Origin of the sequence: Exiguobacterium sp. s157, from assembly GCF_018618205.1 — a bacterium.
Lineage (GTDB): Bacteria > Bacillota > Bacilli > Exiguobacteriales > Exiguobacteriaceae > Exiguobacterium > Exiguobacterium chiriqhucha.
On sequence record NZ_JACSLQ010000006.1, the window covers coordinates 23,644 to 46,559 of the forward strand.

The 22,916-nt window shown below is 52.1% G+C and carries 24 protein-coding genes; 13 read left to right on the forward strand and 11 right to left on the reverse strand.

What is annotated here, in order from left to right:
* Positions 1-22 precede the first annotated feature (22 nt).
* From KNP67_RS11650 to recX, 3 genes are all read right to left on the reverse strand, one after another.
* Positions 23-1,747: an ABC transporter ATP-binding protein gene (locus tag KNP67_RS11650; RefSeq protein ID WP_214756668.1), complete on the reverse strand. Its 1,725-nt coding sequence runs from the start codon at positions 1,745-1,747 to the stop codon at positions 23-25.
* A 314-nt stretch (positions 1,748-2,061) separates the two neighbouring features.
* Positions 2,062-3,699, reverse strand: a complete 1,638-nt coding sequence (locus tag KNP67_RS11655; protein WP_214756669.1) for an L-lactate permease — start codon at positions 3,697-3,699, stop codon at positions 2,062-2,064.
* A 49-nt stretch (positions 3,700-3,748) separates the two neighbouring features.
* Positions 3,749-4,561: a recombination regulator RecX gene (gene recX, locus KNP67_RS11660; protein ID WP_021067760.1), complete on the reverse strand. Its 813-nt coding sequence runs from the start codon at positions 4,559-4,561 to the stop codon at positions 3,749-3,751.
* A gap of 152 nt (positions 4,562-4,713) precedes the next feature.
* Between recX and KNP67_RS11665 the strand changes: the two genes are divergently transcribed.
* The 5 genes from KNP67_RS11665 (at position 4,714) to KNP67_RS11685 (ending at position 9,795) form a co-directional block, all read left to right on the forward strand.
* Positions 4,714-5,622 carry a TIGR01777 family oxidoreductase gene (locus KNP67_RS11665; RefSeq protein ID WP_021067761.1) on the forward strand — a complete coding sequence of 303 codons (909 nt, stop codon included), beginning with the start codon at positions 4,714-4,716 and terminating at the stop codon, positions 5,620-5,622.
* 13 nt (positions 5,623-5,635) lie between these two features.
* Complete coding sequence (locus KNP67_RS11670; RefSeq protein ID WP_021067762.1) at positions 5,636-6,787, forward strand: amidohydrolase; 1,152 nt, start codon at positions 5,636-5,638, stop codon at positions 6,785-6,787.
* Between the two features lie 200 nt (positions 6,788-6,987).
* A complete protein-coding gene (locus KNP67_RS11675) occupies positions 6,988-7,554 on the forward strand; it encodes a GNAT family N-acetyltransferase (protein WP_021067763.1) in 567 nt (188 codons plus the stop codon).
* Between the two features lie 169 nt (positions 7,555-7,723).
* Positions 7,724-8,413, forward strand: a complete 690-nt coding sequence (locus KNP67_RS11680; RefSeq protein WP_131472982.1) for a response regulator transcription factor — start codon at positions 7,724-7,726, stop codon at positions 8,411-8,413.
* Positions 8,410-9,795 (forward strand): sensor histidine kinase, encoded by a 1,386-nt coding sequence (locus tag KNP67_RS11685; protein ID WP_131472983.1) that lies wholly within the window; start codon positions 8,410-8,412, stop codon positions 9,793-9,795. The genes KNP67_RS11680 and KNP67_RS11685 overlap by 4 nt, the downstream gene beginning before the upstream one ends.
* Positions 9,796-9,825: 30 nt before the next feature.
* Here KNP67_RS11685 and KNP67_RS11690 read toward each other — a convergent pair whose 3' ends face one another.
* Complete coding sequence (locus KNP67_RS11690; RefSeq protein ID WP_021067766.1) at positions 9,826-10,113, reverse strand: hypothetical protein; 288 nt, start codon at positions 10,111-10,113, stop codon at positions 9,826-9,828.
* A gap of 121 nt (positions 10,114-10,234) precedes the next feature.
* Here KNP67_RS11690 and KNP67_RS11695 point away from each other — a divergent pair, with 121 nt between their 5' ends.
* A complete protein-coding gene (locus tag KNP67_RS11695) occupies positions 10,235-10,450 on the forward strand; it encodes a hypothetical protein (RefSeq protein WP_031200364.1) in 216 nt (71 codons plus the stop codon).
* 31 nt (positions 10,451-10,481) lie between these two features.
* Here KNP67_RS11695 and KNP67_RS11700 read toward each other — a convergent pair whose 3' ends face one another.
* The 3 genes from KNP67_RS11700 to KNP67_RS11710 form a co-directional block, all read right to left on the reverse strand.
* Positions 10,482-10,889, reverse strand: coding sequence for a cytidine deaminase (locus KNP67_RS11700; RefSeq protein WP_021067768.1), 408 nt, complete (start codon positions 10,887-10,889; stop codon positions 10,482-10,484).
* 96 nt (positions 10,890-10,985) lie between these two features.
* Entirely contained in the window at positions 10,986-12,362 is a 1,377-nt protein-coding gene (gene rlmD, locus KNP67_RS11705; protein WP_131472984.1) for a 23S rRNA (uracil(1939)-C(5))-methyltransferase RlmD, read from the reverse strand.
* Positions 12,359-12,568 (reverse strand): hypothetical protein, encoded by a 210-nt coding sequence (locus tag KNP67_RS11710; protein WP_016510454.1) that lies wholly within the window; start codon positions 12,566-12,568, stop codon positions 12,359-12,361. Before KNP67_RS11710 ends, rlmD begins: the two co-directional genes overlap by 4 nt.
* Positions 12,569-12,653: 85 nt before the next feature.
* Here KNP67_RS11710 and yfkAB point away from each other — a divergent pair, with 85 nt between their 5' ends.
* Genes yfkAB through KNP67_RS11725 form a run of 3 tightly spaced genes read left to right on the forward strand, consistent with a single transcriptional unit; the run spans position 12,654 to position 15,196 of the window.
* The gene (yfkAB, locus tag KNP67_RS11715; RefSeq protein WP_021067770.1) at positions 12,654-13,760 is read left to right on the forward strand and encodes a radical SAM/CxCxxxxC motif protein YfkAB; all 1,107 of its coding nucleotides are present in this window, start codon (positions 12,654-12,656) and stop codon (positions 13,758-13,760) included.
* Between the two features lie 53 nt (positions 13,761-13,813).
* Positions 13,814-14,008 carry a hypothetical protein gene (locus KNP67_RS11720; protein ID WP_021067771.1) on the forward strand — a complete coding sequence of 65 codons (195 nt, stop codon included), beginning with the start codon at positions 13,814-13,816 and terminating at the stop codon, positions 14,006-14,008.
* A gap of 45 nt (positions 14,009-14,053) precedes the next feature.
* Complete coding sequence (locus KNP67_RS11725; RefSeq protein ID WP_021067772.1) at positions 14,054-15,196, forward strand: MFS transporter; 1,143 nt, start codon at positions 14,054-14,056, stop codon at positions 15,194-15,196.
* A 37-nt stretch (positions 15,197-15,233) separates the two neighbouring features.
* Here the strand turns inward: KNP67_RS11725 and KNP67_RS11730 are convergent, their stop codons facing one another.
* Both KNP67_RS11730 and KNP67_RS11735 read right to left on the reverse strand, forming a co-directional pair.
* Positions 15,234-15,536, reverse strand: a complete 303-nt coding sequence (locus KNP67_RS11730; RefSeq protein WP_058765743.1) for a hypothetical protein — start codon at positions 15,534-15,536, stop codon at positions 15,234-15,236.
* Positions 15,537-15,673: 137 nt separating this feature from the next.
* Positions 15,674-16,609, reverse strand: coding sequence for a DMT family transporter (locus tag KNP67_RS11735; protein WP_131472485.1), 936 nt, complete (start codon positions 16,607-16,609; stop codon positions 15,674-15,676).
* A gap of 199 nt (positions 16,610-16,808) precedes the next feature.
* Between KNP67_RS11735 and KNP67_RS11740 the strand changes: the two genes are divergently transcribed.
* From KNP67_RS11740 to KNP67_RS11755, 4 genes are all read left to right on the forward strand, one after another.
* Positions 16,809-18,716, forward strand: a complete 1,908-nt coding sequence (locus KNP67_RS11740; RefSeq protein WP_021067775.1) for a heavy metal translocating P-type ATPase — start codon at positions 16,809-16,811, stop codon at positions 18,714-18,716.
* 110 nt (positions 18,717-18,826) lie between these two features.
* The gene (locus KNP67_RS11745; RefSeq protein ID WP_021067776.1) at positions 18,827-19,753 is read left to right on the forward strand and encodes a carbohydrate kinase family protein; all 927 of its coding nucleotides are present in this window, start codon (positions 18,827-18,829) and stop codon (positions 19,751-19,753) included.
* Positions 19,754-19,819: 66 nt separating this feature from the next.
* On the forward strand, positions 19,820-20,257 hold the full coding sequence (locus KNP67_RS11750) for an NUDIX domain-containing protein (protein WP_251130863.1): 438 nt from the start codon (positions 19,820-19,822) through the stop codon (positions 20,255-20,257).
* Positions 20,258-20,325: 68 nt separating this feature from the next.
* Positions 20,326-21,273, forward strand: coding sequence for a YihY/virulence factor BrkB family protein (locus KNP67_RS11755; protein ID WP_021067778.1), 948 nt, complete (start codon positions 20,326-20,328; stop codon positions 21,271-21,273).
* Between the two features lie 41 nt (positions 21,274-21,314).
* On the opposite strand, the gene KNP67_RS11760 is transcribed toward KNP67_RS11755, so the two are convergent.
* A complete protein-coding gene (locus KNP67_RS11760) occupies positions 21,315-21,866 on the reverse strand; it encodes a beta-class carbonic anhydrase (protein WP_021067779.1) in 552 nt (183 codons plus the stop codon).
* An 18-nt stretch (positions 21,867-21,884) separates the two neighbouring features.
* Positions 21,885-22,784 carry a 1,4-dihydroxy-2-naphthoate polyprenyltransferase gene (locus KNP67_RS11765; protein ID WP_214756671.1) on the reverse strand — a complete coding sequence of 300 codons (900 nt, stop codon included), beginning with the start codon at positions 22,782-22,784 and terminating at the stop codon, positions 21,885-21,887.
* Between the last annotated feature and the right edge of the window lie 132 nt (positions 22,785-22,916).

Consider the following 22,916-nt stretch of genomic DNA (forward strand, 5'->3'; position numbering starts at 1 on the left):
GAGAGATTCCCCCTTTCCCGGATTACTCCGACTCTCCTTGTCGAACGTATTGTTCATAATACCAACCGCGTCGTCCCATCAGTTGGTCATGCGTGCCCCGTTCCGTCACGCGACCGTCTTGTAACACAAGAATCTGGTCGGCGTGGGCGACAGCGGATAGGCGGTGCGCGACGATGAACGTCGTCTGTTCGGCCCGGCTCGTCCGGACCGAATCGATGATGCGCGCTTCCGTCTTGGCGTCGACCGCTGAAAGCGAATCATCGAGCAAAAGGATCTCTGGATCTTTCAAGAGGGCGCGGGCAATCGAGAGCCGTTGTTTCTGACCGCCCGAGAGCATAACCCCTTGCTCCCCGACGACCGTGTCGAGACCGTTTTCCAAATGTTCGATATCGGTATCGAACGCCGCGAGCCGGATCGCCGTCTCGAGATCTTGTGCCGACGCATCGTTTGAGCCGAACAAGATGTTGTCGCGGACCGTCTTCGAGAACAGCAAATGTTCTTGCGAGACGTAACCGCTCCAACCGCGTACCGTATCGAGTTTGATGTCGTGAATCGGGACACCGTTGACGAGTAACGAGTCATCAATCGGATACTCCCGAAGCAATTGACGCAACAGCGTCGTCTTGCCGGCCCCGGTCGGTCCGACGACCCCAATCGTCTCACCACGCGACACGTGCAAAACGATGTCTTCGAGCGAGGCGCGGGTCGATCCTGGATATTGGAACGACAATGATTTGAACGTGATTTTCTCCGGGACGCCGACTTCGACCGTGCCGGTCGAGACGACATCCGGTGTCTCGTTCATCGTCGCTTCGATTCGTTCGAGGCTAGCCGTTCCCCGTTGTACGACGTTAATCAGTTCCCCGAACGCGTACATTGGCCAAATGAGCATCCCGAGATAAATATTGAACGAGACGAGCTGTCCGAGCGTGATGTCATTCGTGAACACGAGGTACGTGCCGAACGACAACCCGATCAAATAGCTCAAGCCGACGAGCAGTTTAATGACCGGTTCGAACAAGACGTCGATTTTGGCGACGTGCATGTTTTTGGCCATGACGTCGTCGGTGATTGTATCGAACTTTTTCGTATCCGCGTCTTCTTGGACGAACGAGCGGACGACCCGAAGGCCTGAAATCGATTCGACGACTTGGTCGTTCATCACGCCAAACGCATCCTGCGCCGCTGTGAAGCGGGCATGGATTTGGCGGCCAAGCTTATTCATCGACCAGGCAAGGAGCGGCATCGGCAGGAGTGCCGCGAGCGTCAATTTCCAATCGATGAACACTCCCATGATGGTGAGAGCGATGAGTGTCATATTGAACGAGTCGACGAGTGTCATGACACCGAATCCAGCCGTCCGTTCCACCGCTTTCAAATCGTTCGTCGCGAGCGCCATCAAATCACCCGTGCGGTGCTGTTGATAAAAGCGCGGTGTCTGCCGGAGCAGATGTCCGAAGAATCGGGCCCGCAGTTTTTTCTCGAGCAGGAACGCCGTCCCGAAGAGGCGGGCAATCCATACATACGAAAGGACGTACGATAATACCATGATGCCGAGCAATGACCCGACAATCATAACAAGCCGTTCTGTCGTCAGGCTGCCTTCGCGAATCGCATCAATCGCCTGTCCGATGATCCACGGCGGGAGCATATCGACGACCCCGGTGATAATCAACAAGATGATGGCGACGATATACGTCCGCTTTTGTCTTTTAATAAACCAATCTAATTGTTTAATCAGTTTCATGACTGATTCCCCCTTTCGTCCTTTCCGCGCACGCAAAAAAGCGCACGTCACCTGATTGTGCAACCAATCGGATGAAGTACGCTTCTGAGTCTTCAGTCTTTTGCATGGTCAGGGAAAGGACACTACCCCTATCCAGCTGCCAAATTATGCAGTCAAATACGAGTAGCCATATGATGTTGTGTGTGTGCGTTGTAGTGTTGGGATGTACTTCATCATGCTGGCTCCTCTCTGTTCATAGTTTGAAAATCTACTAAAACCTTAGCAGACTGTTCAGAAAATTGTCAATATTATTATCGTAAATAATTTGTAACTTTTTACAAGAAGAATGCAGCGAGCATCAAACCGACAAGACCGGTCGCTGTCACGTAATAAATCATTGGCATGAGCGTATAGCGGATAATCGTTCCTTCTTTTCCGAGGAGCCCTGCCACCGAGGCGACTGCGACGACGTTCAAGACGCAAATCATGTTACCGGCGTTCGCCCCCGCCATCTGCATCGACAAGGCAAGTGTCTCGTTGACTCCAACCGACTCGGCGACATTCGTCGTTAAACTCGAGAACATCATGTTCGAGAACGTAGCCGACCCGGAAACGAACGCCCCGAGCGCACCAATCCACGGTGCGACGAGCGGCCAGACGCCACCGAACGTGTCGGCCGCAGCCGTTGCGAGTTCGACCGGCATCGAAGCGAGACCTGCCCCACCATTTTCCGAATGAATGAAAATCCGAACCATCGGCACGGAAGCAGCGAGCGTGATCGCCGTCCCGACGACACCGAGCGTCGTCGCTTTAAACACCGAGGTCACTTGCGACCAACTCATGTTATGGAGGAAGAACGTCGCAATCATCGTCAAGATGAACATGAAGCCTGGTGAATAGAACGGTTCCCACGATGTCGAGATGCCTTCGATACTCAAAATGTTCGGCAAATCGATGCGGACGCTACGCGTCAGTTCGTTCAAGAACGGCACGGTCCGCGTCAACACGAGGAAAATCGTTAAAATCAAGTAAGGGGCCCACGCTTTCCATTGCGGAAGCTCGCGTTTGCCTTTGCCGACGGACGGCTTCTCGAGCGGTTGATCGATTTCATCGGCATAGCCGTCGAACGTCCATAACCGTTTCGGCATGAGGATGCCTTTGCGTGCCATCGTGACGAGAATGATGAGACCCGTCAATGCACCAAGCATACCCCCGAACTCGAATCCGAGGATGAGCGTCCAGATGTAGGCCGGGATGCTATAGACGAGCGCCGCGACGATCGCGATCGGGAATACTTCGAGCGCCGGCTTAATCGATTTTTCTTTACTGAAGAATCGCGTCAGCATCAAGATTAAAATGAATGGGATAAAAAGACCAACGAACATATCGATGAGCACCGTCTGCAAGACGACGGTTGTCAAAAACTCAATCGTCTCGGGTTGGTTGACGTCAAGTGACAGCCCGTTCCCAATCCCGATTAAGGCCGGTGTTCCGACCGCGCCGAACGTGACGGCCGATACGTTTGCCGACAAGGCGATGACAACGGCAGCGATCGGCGTGAAGCCGAGTGCGATTAACAGTGGTGCCGCAACCGTGGCCGGTGTACCGAAACCAGATGCGCCTTCGATGAATGAGACGAACAACCAACCGACGATGAGCACTTGAATCCGGGGATCGGGCGTAATGTTGATGAAGCCGGAACGGATGGCGTTCATGCCGCCGCCCTCTTTCATCGTATTCATCATTCCAATCGCACCGTAAACAATCCAGACTGTCGTAACGGCGATGACAAGTCCTTGTAGCGTCGCCGCCATGATTCGCGTCGCGTCGAGCTGCCAGACGAAGAACGCAAGTCCAGCCGTCAAGACAAGAGATAGTGGCATCGCAACCGACGCCGGTAAACGCATAATGACCAATAAGATGAGCACTGCCACAATCGGCATCAGTGCTGTAATCCATTCAAAAATCGTCAATGTAGACCCACCTTTTCAGTTTTTTCCCCTACCGTAAAAACATCTCCCATTATGACTCTTGTTCAGCGAGCCTCTCTAACGCCCTCTCGATCACCTCATACGGAAAACCTTTGCGACGAAGCTGCATCTTCATCCGTTGTTTCCGCTCATATGGGGCGTACCCGCTAAACTTTCGATTCAGTTTTTCAGCCTGTGTCAGACAAGCTGAAAGTTCAACGTCCTCATCCTCGTTCTCCCAAAACGTGAGAATCGCCTCTGAAATGATATCAAACGAAAATCCCCTTTGCATCAGGGTTTGTTGAATTCTTTGTTGCACTTCTGTGGCGGAACGGCGATTTGTTTCCATTTGTTTCCGATTTACGAACTTTCCGGCCTTTTCAAGCTGGTCTTCGTGCGAGATGGCGGCGATGACGTCTTCGATAAGATCCGGAGCGATTTGAAGCTGAGCGAGTTCTCGTTTGATTTTCACGGGTCCGCTCGGGCTCGTATTGAACTTTGTCTGGGTGTAAGCTTTGGCGAACTCGGCATCGTTCAAATAGCGCTGTTCAATCAAGCGTTCAATGACGCGTTTGATGGCTGACTCATCTATCTCTTTCTTCACGAGGTAGTCACGCACCTCTGAGACGGCACGCATTCGATACGATAAATAGTTGACGGCCGCTTTGTACGCTTTCTGTTCTTCTTCCGCTTGAAGGACGTCCCGGACGAAATCGTCCTCGAGTTCCATCCCTTTCGTCAATTCGTATTTGATGAAGACGTCGAGGTCGATGGCAAACGCGAATTCCTCCCGTCCGTCCTTTTCGACAAAGACGTTCAATCGATCTTGATTTTTCTTCTGGGTCGTAAACTTGGCGATTTTCACAAAATCCCTCCATTTCCTGCTTCTAACATATCACGTTCCCCGTTCGGGCAGGATTTTTGATAAGTTAGAAGAAGGGGTATTATCTGTACAAGACATTCCTATAGTCCTCATACCCGTTTTGAAATCGCTTAAAGGATATTGGAGGGAGACCCATGAAAATAGCAATCACTGGTGGTACCGGATTGATTGGCCGACCGCTCGTACGCGCGCTCGCCGAAGCCGGACATCAAGTCGTCGTATTGACGCGCCACCCACGTCCGCGGCAAGGAGGGATCTCGTTCGTCGAATGGATGACGCCCGATAGTCATCCTGAATCCGAGCTTCAAGACGTCGATGCCATCGTCCATTTGGCAGGAGCCTCGATCAACGACGGACGTTGGACGCACAAACAAAAGCAAGCCATTCTTCAAAGTCGGATCGATGGGACGAAAGAAGTCGTCCGCATCATTAAAAATATGAAACGCAAGCCGAGCGTCGTCATCAGCGGGTCCGCCATCGGGATATACGGTGAAGATCGATCCATCACGTATTCGGAAGCGACACCGCTCCCCGACCGAACCAACTTTTTAGGCAACGTCTGCGTGTTGTGGGAGAAAGAGGCGCAACCCGTTCAAGACATGGGCATCCGTCTCGTCACGATGCGGACCGGTGTCGTCTTATCGAATGACGGCGGCGCCTTCCCGCTCATGAAGTTGCCGTACACGCTTGGTATCGGTGGACGACTCGGCTCCGGCAAGCAATGGGTGCCGTGGATTCATTTAGACGACCTCGTCCGTCTGTTCGTCCATATCCTCGAGACGAGTACGATCGAGGGACCCGTCAATGGCACGGCACCGACGCCTGTCACGATGGACGAATTCGGGAAGACGCTAGGCCGGGTGATGCATCGTCCCCACTGGGCACCCGCCCCGGCGCCGCTCCTCAAGCTCGCACTCGGAGAGAAGAGCGTCATCGTCCTCGAAGGAGCGAAAGTCGTTCCGACGAAAGCCCTCAACCACGGTTTCCGGTTCCGTTATGAAACGTTAGAACCCGCCCTGAAACAACTACTTCATTTGACTTGAAAGGAGCTAGCACGTGAGTAATTTGTTAATTCGTAACGCCCATATCTATCCGATCACCGCACCACATTTTTACGGGGACCTTCGCGTCAAAGACGGCAAAATCGTCGAGATGGCGGACTTGTTGGACCCGCTCGACGGAGAGACGGTCATCGAAGCCGAAGGCAACTTCTTGTTCCCCGGCTTCATCGATGCCCACACCCATCTCGGACTGTATGACGAAGGGACGGGTTCAGTCGGGAACGATGCGAACGAGACCGTCGAGGCGATGACCCCGCACGCACGGGCCATCGATGGCGTCTATCCGCTCGATGAGGGCTTCCGGGAAGCGCTCATGGCCGGGGTGACGGCCGTCCAAGTCATGCCTGGCAGTATGAACGTCATCGGCGGCGTGACGAGTGTCATCAAAACCCATGGCCGCTTCATCGAGGACATGGTGCTCCGCCGCTATGCCGGCCTGAAACTCGCGCTCGGCGAGAACCCGAAGCGCGTCCACAGCATGGGGAAATCCGGCGAGTTGACCCGGATGGGAATCATGGGCTTGTTGCGTGAAGCGTTCCGGACCGTTGATTCGACAAAGACGATCGGCACGTTCGGTAGCCAGATGATTCAATTGGCGCTCGATCGCAAGATGCCGATTCGTGTCCACGCCCACCGCGCCGACGATATTTTATCGGTTGTCCGCTTCGCACAAGAGTTTGACCTCGATTATCGGATTGAGCACTGTACGGAAGGACATCTCGTCGCCGAAAAGTTGCGCGAACTCGGTGTCAAACATGTCACCGTCGGACCAACGTTCACACGGAAGTCGAAAATCGAGCTCCAAAACAAGACGTGGGAGACGTACCGCATCTTACATGAGCACGATATGATCGTCTCCATCACGACGGATCATCCTTATACGCCGGTTCAATATTTGAATTTGTGCGCCGGTCTTGCTGCCCGCGAAGGGCTTCCCGTCGACGTCGCGCTCCGCGCCATCACGATTCATCCGGCTGAATCGCTCGGAGTAGACGACCGCATCGGCTCGCTCGAAATCGGCAAAGATGCCGATCTTGTCCTATGGAGCCACTTCCCGCTCGACTACATGTCGAAGCCGATTATGACCATCGTCGACGGTCACATCGTTTACTCGACGAGCCGCTCGAAAACGCATCACGAGATGTGAGTGACACCAGTCGTGAAAGCGCTCTTATTTTTTTTTGTGAAGTTGCATTTTATTTACTTGCTTTTTTAAAAAAACTATATAAAATAATCTTGTAACTTCATAAAAGGGAGCAGCCAAGGCAAGTTCGAACAACGAAGCCAGAAGTATGCTTTCGTTACAACTATTCTTCAGCGGTCTGAAATAGGAGGAGGAATGTAAAGGTGCTCAAATTTCGTGAGCTTACCGACTGCGCGGAGTTGTTCGAACTGATGCAACACCCAGATGTCTTTCCATATGTCCGTCAAAAGACGGTCCACTTTGACGAGTTTTTATTTAGCACGAAGCAAATCATCGAGCTAGAAGAGCAAGGAAACATCATCTCACGTACCATCACGAACGAGTTTGGTACCCCAATCGGGACAATCAGCTTGTTCGATGTGGAATCCGGCTATGGATTCCTCGGGACGTGGCTTGGCAAACCGTATCACGGCAAAGGTTACAATCAAGTCGCGAAAGAAGCGTTCTTCTCAGAACTTTTCTTCGAACTTGACATTGAAAGTGTATTTTTGAAAATCCGTCAATCGAATGAGCGTTCAATCGCGGCGGCGGAAAAACTGCCGTACGCTTTCTGCGCCAATGAGATTCGGTCTGAATTACTAACTGAAATCAATCAAGGTGATGTCGAATACGTTCTGTATGAAGTGTCGAAGTCGAGTTTCCAACTTTACTTGCACTCACTCCATGCGCCTGAATTCGACCATACGTACGAAGCTCAGCTCGAAGCATAAGCCAATTCTGACAAAGAATTGGCTTTTTTGTGGCGTTTTTGTGTGGATTTCATGAGGACAACTTTACGACAATAAATATTTCTGTTCTAATTCGGAGAGATAGGTATGATAGAAGTATGAGGGAATTATCACACGTCCTCGTTAACCGTTTTGTAAAGGAGAATGCCCAATGTCAGAACCAACGTTTCGCATCTTAGTGACCGATGATGAAGAACAAATGCGGGATTTACTCGTTTCGAACTTAGAGAAGGAAGGATACGAGACCGTCACAGCAACGAACGGTCTCGAGGCAATCGACTTATTGAAAGAACAGTCGTTCCACCTCGTGCTGCTCGACGTGATGATGCCTGAACTCGACGGCCTCACGGCATGCATGCGCATCCGTGAGTTCTCGAACGTGCCGATCATTATGCTAACGGCCCGCTCAGAAGAACTCGATCGCATCCACGGCTTGAAGATTGGCGCGGACGACTATATCACGAAGCCGTTCAGCCCCCGCGAGTTGCTCGCTCGAATCGAAGCGACGCTTCGTCGGACGCATAATTTCTCGAAAGAACAAGAAACCACGTTCGATACCGGAGTCTTGTCGATCGATATCGATGGCCGTGCGGTCAGCGTGAAAGGCAAAACGGTCAACTTGACCCGGAAAGAGTTCGATTTGCTCTACTTGTTCATCACGAACGAAGAGAAAGTGTTCTCGCGTGAACAATTGCTTGACCAAATTTGGGGGACCGAGTATCACGGCAACCTCCGAACGGTCGACACCCATATCAAGACACTTCGTCTCAAGCTCGGCGAAGCGGGTGGCTACATCCAAACCGTCTGGGGGATCGGCTATAAGTTCGAGGCGACCGTATGAAGCAATACACGATCCGGAAGCGGATTTGGATCACCATCTGGACCGCAAGCCTCTTCTCCGCGTTCGTGTTCATCATCATGACGTTTTACTTGTATGACAAGTTTTATATTCAGACGCAAGAAGAACTGCTCATCAACCGCGGAGAGAAGCTCGTCACCATCTATAAGGCGGACGGCTTCTCTGACGCGTTTTCCGACAGTATGACGTACACGAACGAACTGACCGAGACGAAAGTGTTTCTCTCGTCCGTCCGGGAAGACAGTCTCGGATCGGGCAAGACGTTTTTACGGGAGCAGGACCTCGCCAAGTTGCAAGACGGCTATGCGATTTCTGTTACCCGCAAGCACCCGACCGAAGACGTCGACATCCTCATGTCCGCCTTCCCGCTCATCCGAGACGGCGAACTCGATAATGCGCTCATCCTGTATATGGAGCTGAGTAAAATCAGTGAACCGTTCCAACCGATTCGGCTCATGATCACGTTCTTGCTCATCTTGATGATCGTGAACTTACTCATTTTCGGCACTCAGATTATCGATACAATCATCCAACCGCTGATTCAAATGAAACGAGCGTCCCAAGTGTATGCTAAAGGTGATTTCTCGCACCGCATCCCCATCTATTACGATGATGAGATTGGTGAGCTTGCCGAGACACTGAACCGGATGGCCGAATCGCTCGGTCTCGTCGAAGAACAACGGAAAGAGTTCTTGGCGAACGTGAGCCACGAATTGCGGACGCCACTGTCGTATATTCGCGGTTATACCGAGATGCTTCAAGACCCGTCGCTCGATGACAAAACGAAAGATCAATATTATGAGATTATCGAGAGCGAGACCGAACGGTTGCAACGGCTCGTCAACGATTTGCTCGACTTGGCCCAACTCGAGCGTGATTCGTATCCGATGACGAAAGAACCAGTCGTCTATTCGCAAGTGCTCGAAGACGTTCTCTATCGCTTCGAGCCGATCGCGCGGGCGAAAGGCGTCACCATCGAGACGGACCTCGACTTCGACTTGATTATTCTCGGGGACCACGATCGACTCGAGCAAGTCGTCGGGAATTTGCTCGATAACGCGCTCCGCTATACGGAAGCCGGCAAATCGATTCATGTGAAGACGTATGCGACCGCGAACAATGCCGTCACCGAGATTCATGACGAAGGCCGGGGCATCCCGAAAGAAGACCTCGATCAATTGACGAAACGATTCTATCGCGTCAATAAGTCACGGACACGCGAAGACGGCGGGACCGGACTCGGGCTCGCCATCGCCAAACATATTATGGAGCGCCACGGCGGCTCGATGCACTTCGCCTCAGAAGTCGGCAACGGGACGACCGTCACACTCACGCTCCCCCTTTTACCGGACGAAGATATTTAAAAAACAGACAGCCGCGATGGCTGTCTGTTTTTAGATGTCCTTCCCTTTATAGGCATCATCTGATTCATTCATGAGACGCTCCCGCTCAGCGTGCGTCTGCGGAAAGCCGTTCGCTTGCCACTCGGCCCGGTGATTCGAGTCAAGTTGAGTGAGACCCGCTTCCGCCTCGTCTTTATCTGAATCGACACTTTCCATGCGATCCATCTTGCTCCATGTATCCTCATCGTGGTCTTGCGTCAAGAGCGCTGCCACTTTCGGCGCGACGAGCGCTGCCCCGGCCACACCGAGTACGATTCCCATTAAGACTTTCTTATCCATCCGAATACCCCTCCTTAGTCGCTATGTACGGATAATTCCACTGTTCCGCGAAATCGAAACCCGTTTCCTAAAGCGTTTACACAATTTAACAGAGTGGAATAACAATCAACACAAGGAGGCGATGAGGATGAAGAAATCACAGAACCCGTCAAAGCGACCGTTCGATAATCCGGATGCTGTCGATACCGACAAGGAGAGCATCTTCGACCAGGAGGGCATGGAGACCGTCGACCCGATTCCGGTGGAAGAGCTGAACCAAAAAGTGAAGGATGAAAAACAGAAACGACACTCGAAGGACGACTCGGCCAGCGAGAAAAAATATGACGGCAACAAATAAAGATGCGGACGAATTCGTCCGCATCTTTATTTCACGTTAAATCTTTTGGCGAGAAGCCGTATGGTAGCATCTCTTCTTTTGTCATCACTTTCGTCTCTCCGGCCATGTTCGCGAGAATCAACGTAAAGTCGTCACTCGCAAACTCGGCAATGACTTGACGGCAAGCGCCACACGGCGAGATTGGGCCCGCTGTGTCTCCAACGACAACGACCGTCTCGATTGCCTTGCTGCCTTCCGATACCGCTTTGAAGATGGCGGTCCGTTCTGCACACATCGACAACCCGTACGAAGCGTTTTCGACGTTGCAACCCAAAATTTCTTTGCCGGTCTCGTCAATGACGACGGCCCCGACATTGAATTTCGAATACGGTGTATAGGCACGCGACCGTGCATCAATTGCTTTATGGACAAGCTCGTTTACTTTTTCTTGTGGGATCATCTGATGTTCCTCCGCTTCTTAACGTTTATCAAAAGAAGTCTGACATCTGAACTATAGCGTGAAAACACTGTTTTTGCAAGCGTTTTCACAACCCCGTCAATACTTTTTCTTTTTCTTCTTCTCGAAGACGACGATTGACTCGACGTGCGCCGTCTGCGGGAACATATCGTACGGCTGGATATAGTTGATTTTATAGTCGGCTTTCATGAGTTGGTCCGCATCCCGTGCGAGTGTCTGCGGGTTACATGACACGTAGACGATGCGTTTCGCTTTCGATGAGATCATTGCGTTGAGGAGCTGATGATCGACACCAGTGCGCGGCGGATCGACGACGATGACATCTGGAATCCAACCGTCCTTGACCCAGCGCGGAATCCAGTGCTCGGCCCGGCCTTCAACATAGGTTGCATGGCTGAACCCGTTCTCACGCATGTGCGCATTCGCATCTTCGACTGCTTCTGGGACGACTTCCATCCCGCGAATCTCTTTTGCATGTGGCGCGAGCCATAGCCCGATTGAACCGACACCAGCGTACGCATCGATGACCCGTTCTTGACCCGTTAGGCCAGCCGCCTCGACGACTTCCCGATACATGACTTCCGTCTGAGCCGGATTGAGTTGGAAGAACGCACGCGGTGACAAGTGGTAATGGACGTCGTCAAGCTGTTCGTCCATCTTGTCTTGCCCGGCGATATGAACCGTGCGGTACCCGAAGATGACGCCTGAACGGTTCGAGTTAATATTCAAGTGGAACGACACGACGTTCGGCAACGCCATGATGCGGTCACTCAGTTCGTCCAAACGCGGGACATCTTCATTCCCGACGACGAGTACGACTTGGACGTCATCCGTCTTATAGCCCGAGCGGACGATGACGGTACGGGCAAAACCGACGTCACGGCGCGCATCGTATACAGGGATGTCGAGTTCGTTCAAAATACGGACGATGGCGTTGTTGATGTTCGTCGTGTCGCGCTGCTGCACCATGCAGTGTTCGATTGGCACGAGCTCATTCGTGTTCGGCTTGTAGAGCCCTGACACGATTTCACCGCGGCGCGTCGAGAGCGGGAATTGTGACTTGTTGCGGTAATACCAAGGGTTGTCCATCCCTTTCGTACCACGGATATCCGATTTGTCGACGTTCAATTTCGTCTTTTGACGGAAGGCGTTGCGGACGATTTCTTCTTTATAGTCCATCTGCAGGCGCGGACTCATATGTTGAATCTGGCAACCGCCACACTCGTCATAAATCGGACATGGTGGCTTGACCCGGTCCGGTGAATCATTATCGCGCTTGATGACGCGTGCCTCGGCGTAGTTCCGCTCGACGCGCGTAATTTCGACTTTCGCCTTTTCTCCAGGTAATAAGTTCGGAATGAAGATGACCATGCGATCAATCGTCGCGATGCCCTCTCCGTTAATCCCTAGCCGCTCGGCTTGGGCGCTTGTGTATTCTCCTACGATCAGTTTCAATGTGTTTCATCCTTTCGAGATACTTGTTCTAAATCTTTGGCGTAACGTACGACTTTCGCACGTAAGGAATCAATATCAGCTAACAATCGATGCAAATCCTCTGGCGTCGTGAATTCGTCCAACGTATTGACTGATAAGCACAGTAATTCCGTTCTCGATTTTAACACGTTCATTTTTCCTGCCGTATCTGTTCGTGATTTACCCATCTCGTGATCGCTCCTTTGGTTCGTGACAAAGAGTTGTTATTATAGCATACTATTTCGTGTGACTTGATGAAAAGGTGGAATTGATATGCAAAACATCTCGACAACGTTTGATCCGTGGGAAGCATACCTCGATCAAACCGAGTTCGGTCGCCTCGTCCTTTCGAACGTAGAAGTGACGACGACCAAACTATGCAATATGCGCTGCGAGCATTGCGCGGTCGGCTATATGCTCGACCAGACAGAAGAACCCGAAGTCCCGCTCGACTTATTGATTTCGCGTTTGGATGAAATCGAGCATTTACGCGCATTTTCGATTACGGGCGGCGAACCGATGCTGTCGATGAAATCGGTGCGCAACTACGTCGTCCCACTCTTGCGTTACGCTAAGGAGCGCGGCGCCCGCACGCAAATCAACTCAAACTTGACGCTCCCGCTCTCTCGCTACCATCTTATTACCCCTTACCTCGACGTTTTGCACATTTCGCATAACTGGGGAACGGACGCCGACTTCTTAGAGGGCGGTTTCGCGATGATGGACCGAAAACCGAGCGCGGAGGCACGTTTGAAGATGCTTCAGACGATGAAAGACAACGCCCGTGCGCTTACGGCCGAGGGTGTGATCGTATCGGCCGAGACGATGCTCAACAAACGGACGATTCCGCACTTGAAGGAAATCCATGAAGAGATTGTCGCACTCGGCTGTCAACGTCATGAAGTGCACCCAATGTACCCCGCCGATTTTGCCAGTGCGCTCGAGTCGGCGTCGCTCCCTGACACTCGCCAGGCGATTCACGACCTGCTCGATGTCCGGGACGAGAACGTTTGGATGCTGTTCGGAACGTTGCCGTTCTATGCTTGTTCCGAGTTACCGGAAGACCGCGCTTTATTGAAACGGCTCCACGAGGCGAAGAACGTGACCGTGCGAAACGACCCGGATGGCCGCTCACGCCTCAACACGAACATCTTCGACGGCCAAATCATCGTCACCGACTTCGGCGATGAGCTCGGCACGCTCGGGACGTTGTATGACACCTCGTTCCAAGACGCGTATGAGGCGTGGACGAACAGCAGTTTGAACGCCACACTGTCCTGCCACTGTCCGGCTGTCAAATGCCTCGGCCCGAACGCACTCGTCAAACAAGCGTACTATCCTGAAGTGAACTTCCGGGAACGTGTGGCCGAACCGTTTTAATTACTTCGATTCGGGAAATGTTCAGTATATAAACTGAATCGAGGTGTTTGAAGATGACAGCCATCTATGTATTTATGATCACCGTCATGGCCATCATCATTTTCGGTGGTGTGCTCAGCATCTTATTGACAGCCGCATTCGTTTCAGACAAAGTAGACCGTGATGAAGTATTCAGTCAAGGCAGTTGGGACGATGAACTCTTACACTTGAACCATGTACCCCAACCGATTGACGAGCCAAAAAGCTGAGACTCTTCTCAGCTTTTTACTATGCAATCAATGATGAGGTGAACTATGCAACGCTTTCGATTTTCAATTTTATTACTTGTCGTCTTTATCTCCGGCTTGATTCAAGGTGCGCTCATCCCGCTCTTGTCGACACTCATCGAACGGGACGGCAACCCGGCCTGGTTGAACGGGTTGAACGCGACCATGCTCTATCTCGGGGTCATCGTCTCCGCCCCGCTACTCGAACGGTTCGTCCGCAAGTACGGATTTCGTCCGACCATCGTCCTTGGCATCATCTTGACGGCGCTCGCTACGTTCTTCTTGCCGCTCTGGCCGTCCCTGCTCATGTGGGCGCTCATGCGTTTCGTCATCGGCTTCGGTGACTCGGCGCTCCATTACGGATCCCAAGTGTGGGTCACGTCCGCGAGCGATAAGCGGAGCCTGGGACGAGCAATGGCGTATTACGGGATGGCGTTCAGCCTCGGTTTCGCGGTCGGTCCGCTCATCGCGCCGCTCGTCGACCTTCACTTTTGGCTGCCGTTCCTCGTCTTGATCGTCTTCTGTCTCGCATCCTTGTTCTTGATCTTCAAGGTCGACAATGAGTATCCTGAGGCCGAGAAAGTGAAGACCGACTCGAAAGGACGCATCCGACTCGTCCTCATCGGCGGCGGGTATACGCTCTTACCTGCTTTTACATACGGGTTCCTTGAAGCGAGCTTGAATGCCAACTTACCGATTTTCACAGTCCGTAACGATATCGGGCTCACGCAGACGAGCACGCTCATCACGACGTTCATCGTCGCCTCGATTGTCGTGCAATTACCGCTCGGTCGGCTCGCCGATCACTTCGGGAAAAAGCGGATTCTTCAAATCGTCCTGACACTCGGCACGCTCGTTTTTGCGATCGCCAACCTGGCTGTCGACCATTACGTCTGGCTCCTCGTCTTGTTCGCGCTCGCAGGCGCCGGGCTCGGCTCGACATATTCGCTCGGACTGGCCCATATGACGGAAGTGTTGCCACGTTCGTTGTTACCGACCGGCAATATGCTCTATAGCATCTCGTTCAGCGTAGGTTCGATTAGCGGACCGATGATTGGCGCATTTTGGATCGCGTTACCAAAAGAAGTGTATTTCTTGATGTATACGCTCATTCTTGGGATTCTGGCCGTCAGTTTATTCACGGCGAAAGCCAAGCCGATTGACATCTAAAAGGGAGGGTCTCCGCCGAGACCCTCCCTGTTTCACGTTATTCTTTCAGCGGACCGAGCCTGACATCGTTTCGTTCGAACGCCCGCATGAACACCTCATCGAGCGCGAACGGTTCCGTCTCGAGCGAGGCCAACACATCGGACTTGAGCGTGACTTCAATGACTCGATCATTGATTTGCCATTTCGTCTGAATGTCTTCGCCATGCCTCATAGCACGCGCGTCCACTTGCTCATGATGTTCCTTCAACCCGCGACTTACGCACTTCATCACGTATTTGACATACTCGTCTCGCGGTTGGCGAGAGATGAGTATGTTTCGGACGATTGGATTTCTTGCCACGGTAGCACCCTCCTTTCTTTTCGATTCGCACGCAAGTCTTTACAACGAAGACCGATTTCAACTGAAAGAATTCAGAATTTTTAATATATTTTGCCATGGGAACAAGATTCCGTCAACCATGCCTCTCCCTCACTTTGTCATCGCACTCCCCGATTCGCTCGTCCTTGAAAATATGTGGAGAGATAAATCCCAGCGATGACGAACAACAACCCGACGAGCGCGTTCCATGGAATCGTCTCCCCGAGTAACACGCTTGATAGGACGACACCGAATAAGGGAACAAAGAACATATAGAGCGATACCCGGCTGACCGGATTATATTTCATCAGCGTATTCCATAATGTGAACCCGACCGCCGACAAGAGGGCGAGATACAACAAGAAGAAGAGGGTCGTCACGGTGTAAGGCAGGAACACATCCCCTGGCGCAAGCACGTAACCGACGATGAGTAGTCCGAGCGAGCCAATCACCATCGCCCAAGCCGTCATCGGAGCGACGTCATGCGAGCGCGAATAATCTTTGGCAACCAAATTCCCGAACGCGCCTGAGATCATCGCCATAATCAGCAGAATCTCTCCAATCCCAAACCCGACTTCCGCGCTTGCCGTCGGCCAGTTGGCGATGACGATTCCGGAGAATCCGAGCGTAAGGGCAATCCCTTTCAAGCGATTCAAGCGATCATCCTCATAACGAAAATGAGCGAGTGCCATCTGGAAAAATGACGTCGACCCCGCGATAATCGAGCCCTGCACCCCCGTCGAGATCGAAAGACCGATATAGAAGAACAAATATTGTAAGTACGTCAGAAATGCCCCTAAATGCGCATACGCCTTTAGCTTTTCAGCAGTTAAGCGAATCGGACGCTTGAAGACGAGTCGACTGATGACGAGTAAGAGCAGACCGGCCAATAAAAAGCGTTCCCCGGCAAAGAACAGCTGTTGCCCGTATTCGTTTTCCTGGATATCGAGCGCTTCGTAGCTCAGTTTGATGAACGGAAAGGCGCTCCCCCATAAGAACGTGTTGAATAGGGCTAAGAACGTGACCGTCCAAGGGCGTTGAAATACATTCGGCATGACACAAAAACTCCTTAATCTTTTAGTTTGTGAGTGATTACGTTTGGTGCTAAAATAGACTTACACGATAATTATTATAAATAAGGGATTCACCTTTAATTCGCGTAAAACCTAATAATATCAACAATGGATAATGATAATCATCCTCATTCATTATCATTTAACTGATATATATTCTCAATTAGAAAGAGGTGCTCACATGAACACATCAACCGTCACACACGAAAAAAGCCACGTCTTCAAACGGGCCAGCTGGGTCGAACATATCGAGCTCATCATGGCGCTCATCAGTGGTGTATTGATTGTACTCGCATATATCGCGGAAAGACAAGACGGAGCTCCTGCGCTCTACGTCACTCTGTATTTGACCGCCTTTTTAATCGGCGGATATGCCAAAGCCAAGGAAGGCTTGACCGATACATGGGAGACGCGCTCCTTGAACGTCGAGCTACTCATGATTATCGCCGCCATCGGTGCTGCTTCAATCGGGTACTGGATGGAAGGCGCCATCCTAATCTTCATCTTCGCGTTATCAGGCGCCCTTGAGACGTATACGATGAATAAAAATGAGCGTGCCCTTGAATCGCTCATGGAACTCCAACCTGAGCAGGCGACCCGATTGAACAGCTCGGGCGGCCTCGAGGTCGTCCATATCGACGAACTGCGCGTCGGTGACCACATCTACGTAAGACCCGGCGAGCGCATCCCGGTCGACGGTCGGATTTTGAAAGGTAGCGCCTCGATTGAGGAAGCCGCCATCACCGGTGAATCGATTCCGGTCGACCGGAACGTCGGCGATGAGGTATATGGATCAAGCGTAAACTTGAACGGTGTCTTGACGCTCGAAGTGACAAAGCTCGCCACAGAGACATTGTTCCAAAAAATCATTCAGATGGTCCAGCAGGCGCAAGAAGAAAAATCACCGTCCGCCCAGTTCATCGACCGGTACGAGGGACGCTACGTTCAAGTCGTGCTCGCTTCCGTCACGGCAATCATCTTGCTCGGCCCGGTATTGACGTCATGGTCGCTCGAGACGAGCATTTACCGCGGGATGATCCTTCTCGTTGTCGCTTCGCCGTGTGCACTCGTTGCCGCCATCACGCCGGCGGCACTCGCAGCCATTGCCTCGTCTGCTAAACACGGGATTTTATTCAAAGGCGGTGTCCATATCGAAAATATGGGACGTTTGAAAGCCGTCGCGTTCGATAAGACCGGTACGCTCACAATCGGTAAACCAGAAGTCCAAGCGGCGTTGATTCATCCCGATACGACACAAGAACACGTGTATCGCATTGTCAGCTTGATTGAAGAACATTCGATGCATCCGCTCGCCGAGGCGCTCGTTCAGTACACGGGCAGTTATACGGGGGCGATGGAACACTTTAAAGACGTGACCGGGTCTGGGATTGAAGCGACCATCGACGGTGTCGCTTACCGGGTCGGTAAACAGAAATTCGCCGATCGCAGCCACGACTTTTTCCGCGACGAAGTCGAACGTTTGAAAGCGGCCGGCCACACACTCGTATTCATCAGTGACGAAGAGAAGACAATTGGGGCGTTCGCGCTTCGAGACACGTTACGTCCCGAGGCCAAGCAAGCGATCGAGCGACTCAACCACCTCGGCATCGCCACCATCATGATCACGGGTGACAACGAGGCAACAGCACGCGCCATCGCCTCCGAGGCCGGCTTGACCCGCTATATTGCCGAATGTCTTCCGGAAGAGAAAGTCGAGCACATTAAACGATTGAAACAAGAGTATGGCAGCATCGGCATGATTGGTGACGGGATTAACGACGCCCCTGCCCTCGCGACGGCCGATGTCGGGATTGCGATGGGAGAAGGGACGGACGCCGCTCTTGAGACGGCCGACGTCGTCTTGATGAAGAACGATTTGAACCGCCTAAGCTCGGCCATCAAACAGTCGCGTAAGTTGAATCGGGTCGTCCTCCAAAACGTCGTGTTCGCATTAGGGGTCATCCTCGTCTTGATTGCGACGAACATCTTCGAATTGCTCGTCATGCCATTCGCCGTCGTTGGGCACGAAGGATCGACCATCCTCGTCATTTTGAACGGCCTACGCTTGCTCAGCACGTCATGGGACTGACAAAAATCGACACCGTCATTGAAAGCCGTTGGCGATTTCGCTATAATTGAAACAATGTGTCTAATTAGACCGGAACTGATTAGGAAGATTGGCTAAAGGTGGTACAGTGTATGAATACGATAGCAGTAATCGGCAAAGTGTTTGTCGATATTAAAGGAACCTCGTTCGCCCCGCTCCATAAAGATGCCAAGAACGTCGGTGACATCGCGTTCTCAAACGGCGGAACCGGCCGTAACGTCGCTCAAAATTTAGGTGTCCTCGGCAATGATGTCCGTTTCGTGTCGACCGTGACGAACGATCAAATCGGGATGGGTGTCCTCGAGGAACTCCGCGGTTTGAATGTGAACGTCGATCACGTCGATTTGCTAGATGACAACGGCATGGGCATGTGGCTGGCCGTCATGGATAACAACGGCGATCTTCAAACGTCGATCTCGAAGCAACCGGACGAGGCGATGATGGAAGAATGTATCCTTCGTCGCATCGATACGGTGTTCGCCGAAAGTCAGGCGGTCGCCATCGACCTCGACTTGTCGGTCAACGTGCTCAACGAGACGATTGAGCTATGCCGCGAGATGAAACTCCCGCTTTACGGCGTGTGCGGCCATCTGTCTGTCATCGAACGGAACCGCCATTTGCTTCAAGGCTTCACCGGCTTCATCTGTAGCCGTGAAGAAGCAGAGATTCTATCTGACATGTCGATCGTCACGGTGGACGATGCGTTACGTGTCGCTGAAGTGCTCGCCATGAAAGGTGCCCCGCTCACAATCGTCACGATGAGTGAACTCGGTGCGGTCTATGTCGACTTGCGTACGAACGAACAAGGCCACGTCCCGACGACGAAAGTGAAAGTCGCCGACTCGACCGGTGCCGGTGACTCGTTCTTCTCCGCTGTCATCTCCGAGTTGATGAAACGCCATCCGATTGAGGATGCGCTCCGACTCGGGATGCGCGTCGCCGGGAAAGTCATCGCCTCGCACGATAACGGCCTGACGCCTGATATGTATGCATCACTCGAACAACCAGCAGCAGATTAACCAAAACGCATCGGCCGCGAGTCGATGCGTTTTGTTCACGATTCGAAATCGAAAGGAACGATTCCATTGGTCAGAACGAAATTACGCAGTGCCATCATCCTCGTGAATGAACATGACGAAGTCGCGCTCATTCGCCGAGAAAAAGAGAACCTTTTGTATTATGTCTTCCCAGGTGGCGGAGTCGAATTCGGCCATACCGCCCAAGAGACGGCCGTCCGTGAGGCGTTCGAAGAGCTCGGCGTCCACGTCGAACTCGAAGGGGTAGCCGCTCACGTCGCTTTCAATGGCGAGTTGAACCCGTATTACTGGGCTCGCGTGACCGGTGGCGAATTCGGCACCGGCACCGGCGAAGAGTTTCAAGCCGAACAGACGAATGGTTCATACACACCAATGTGGGTGAAACGCAGCGCGCTCAGCCATTTGCCGGTACGACCGCCGTCACTCGCCGACTTGCTCGCGAACGAGGCCGAGCGCTTTTTCAATAAAACGCTGGCCGAAGACTGATTTTATGTGTAGCCTCCTGACATTTCGGGAAAGAAAGTTTCTAACGATAACGTTCAGGAGGCTCATACATGGATACTACAGAAGTGAAAGAAAAAAAGAATTGGTTCGCCTTCGGGAAAGAGTTGCTTCGTCGCTTCAAAGAACATGATGTTCAAGATTACGGCGCGACGCTCGCTTTTTTTTGGTTCTTATCGATTTTTCCGGGCATCATCTTCATTCTCGCGTTGCTGTCGTTCTTCGACATTTCCCAGGCATCGTTCCAAGAACAGTTGAACAACTTGGCGCCTGGGGCGGCCGCGACTGATTTTTTGACCGGGATTTTTGACGCGATTGGCGAACCGCGCGGCGGACTCCTCTCAATCGGTGCGATTTTGGCGATTTGGTCGGCCGCTAAAGGGGTCGAACGCTTGATTAACATGGCGATTCACGCATACGGGGAAGACAACGAACGAAACTTCTTCGTCAGCAAAGGCATCGCGCTCGGCTTGACGCTCTTGCTCGGTGTCGGCGTACTGTTGCTCATTGTCTCGAACGTGTTCGGTTCACAAATCATCGACTTTTTGATGCGCTTCATCCCCATCTCAGGGGCTGACGTCATCTTGATTAACGTGTTCCGCTACGTGTTGACGACCGTCATCTTGATTTTGACGCTCTCGATTTTTTATAAGATTGCTCCTCAACAACACGTGTTTTGGAAGAGCACGATTCCAGGCGCGATCTTCGGCGTCATCGCCTGGCAGCTCGTCTCACTCGGATTCAGCCTGTACGTCTCAAACTTCGGCAACTACGATTCGACGTACGGTTCACTCGGGGGGATTATCGTCACGTTGCTCTGGTTACAATTGACCGGCATGATCATTTTGATCGGGTCAGAAATCAATGCTACTTGGCAACGTTTCTTCAAAACGCCGAGCGAACGTGAGTACGAGAAAAACTATAAGAAAAATAAAAAGTCCAAATCGAAAGATTCGGACGAGGACGAGTATAAAGACATTCCCGTCAACACATACGGGTAACCAAAGAAAGGCGGTCTCTGCAGGAGAGACCGCCTTTTACGTTATGCTTCGACGACATCGAGACGTCCCGTCGCCGGATCGATGACGAATCCGTGGACGTTCGTGCCCGGTGGCAAGAGTGGATGGTTTTTGATGAGACTGACCGAGTTGACGACGTTCGCTTCGACCGAGTCAAACCCGTGTAACCACTTCTCCAAATCCATACCCGACGATTTGAGCGTCTGGAGCGTTTGCGGTTCGATTCCGCGACGCTCCATTTCGCCGATGACCGCGTTCGGGTCGATGGCTGCCATCCCGCAATCATAGTGCCCGATGACGATGACTTCTTCCGCTCCGAGCGCATACAGCGCGACAAGAATGGAACGCATGACCGAACCGAACGGATGCGATAGGACAGCACCCGCATTTTTTATGATTTTAGCATCCCCGTTTTTCAAACCGAGAGCTTTCGGCAGTAACGCCGTCAGACGTGTATCCATACATGTTAAAATGACGATTTTCTTATCGGGGAACTTGTCCGAGACGAACTCTTCGTATTGTTTCTCCGAGACGAATTTTTCATTGAACGCTAACATTTCTTGAACGACTGACATATGGTTCCCTCCTTTTATTTACGCGATGAATCGCGCGACCATCAAACCGATGACCATCCAAGCACCGAACAACGTGTTCACTTTTGCGGTCATCGCCATCGCTGGCATCAATTGAGCCGGTTCCTGTTTGATCCAAAAGCGTTTCACCGCCCGAATCATAATCGGAATGGTCAAGAGTGACAACAGCACCCAAGGCGTCACACCAAACCCGACGACAGCGACGATAATGCCAATCAACGCCGCGATAAAGAATCCGGCTAAGACGAGAACCGCACGCCGATGTCCGACGAGACAGGCGATCGTTTTACGTCCGTTCACTTTATCGTTATCCAAGTCGCGAATGTTGTTCGCGAGCAAGATGGCCCCGATTAACAGCGCCATCGGGAACGACACGAGCAACAACTCCGTCGTCACCGTTCCGATTTGGATATATCCTGAAATCCCGATGATGACATATCCCATGAACAGACCGGCGACGAGTTCACCGAACGGCGTGTAGGCGATGGGAAGCGGACCTCCTGTATAGAGGAACCCGACGACCATCGATAGCACGCCGATCCAAATCAAGTGCCAACTCGTCGAGGCGGCGATATAAAGACCGAGCACGGCCGCTACCCCGTACATCCCGAGGGCGATCCCGAGCACTTGGCCCGGTGTGAATCCGTCGCGTACGATCGAACCACCGATTCCAATCGACCCTTCATGGTCGAGCCCGCGCTTATAATCGTAATACTCATTGAATAAATTCGTCGCGATTTGAATCAAGACCGAGGCGATGAGCATCGCCAGGAACAGTCCCCATTTCAATTCGACTTGCCCGAGGACGATGAACGTCCCTAACAGCACCGGTATGAAGCTCGCCGTCAATGTGTGCGGACGAATCATGCGCCAATAGGCACCTTTCTCTCTCTTCTTCATGCACTTCCCTCCCTTCGTTAGTTTACGTCTCTTTAAAAAATTCTGTCAATGCCCGTCGCTCGAACGGTTCCCTTCACTTTCCCGAGCATTTGACGGCCAGTTCTGCCGTGAAGTCATGATACACTAAAGAAT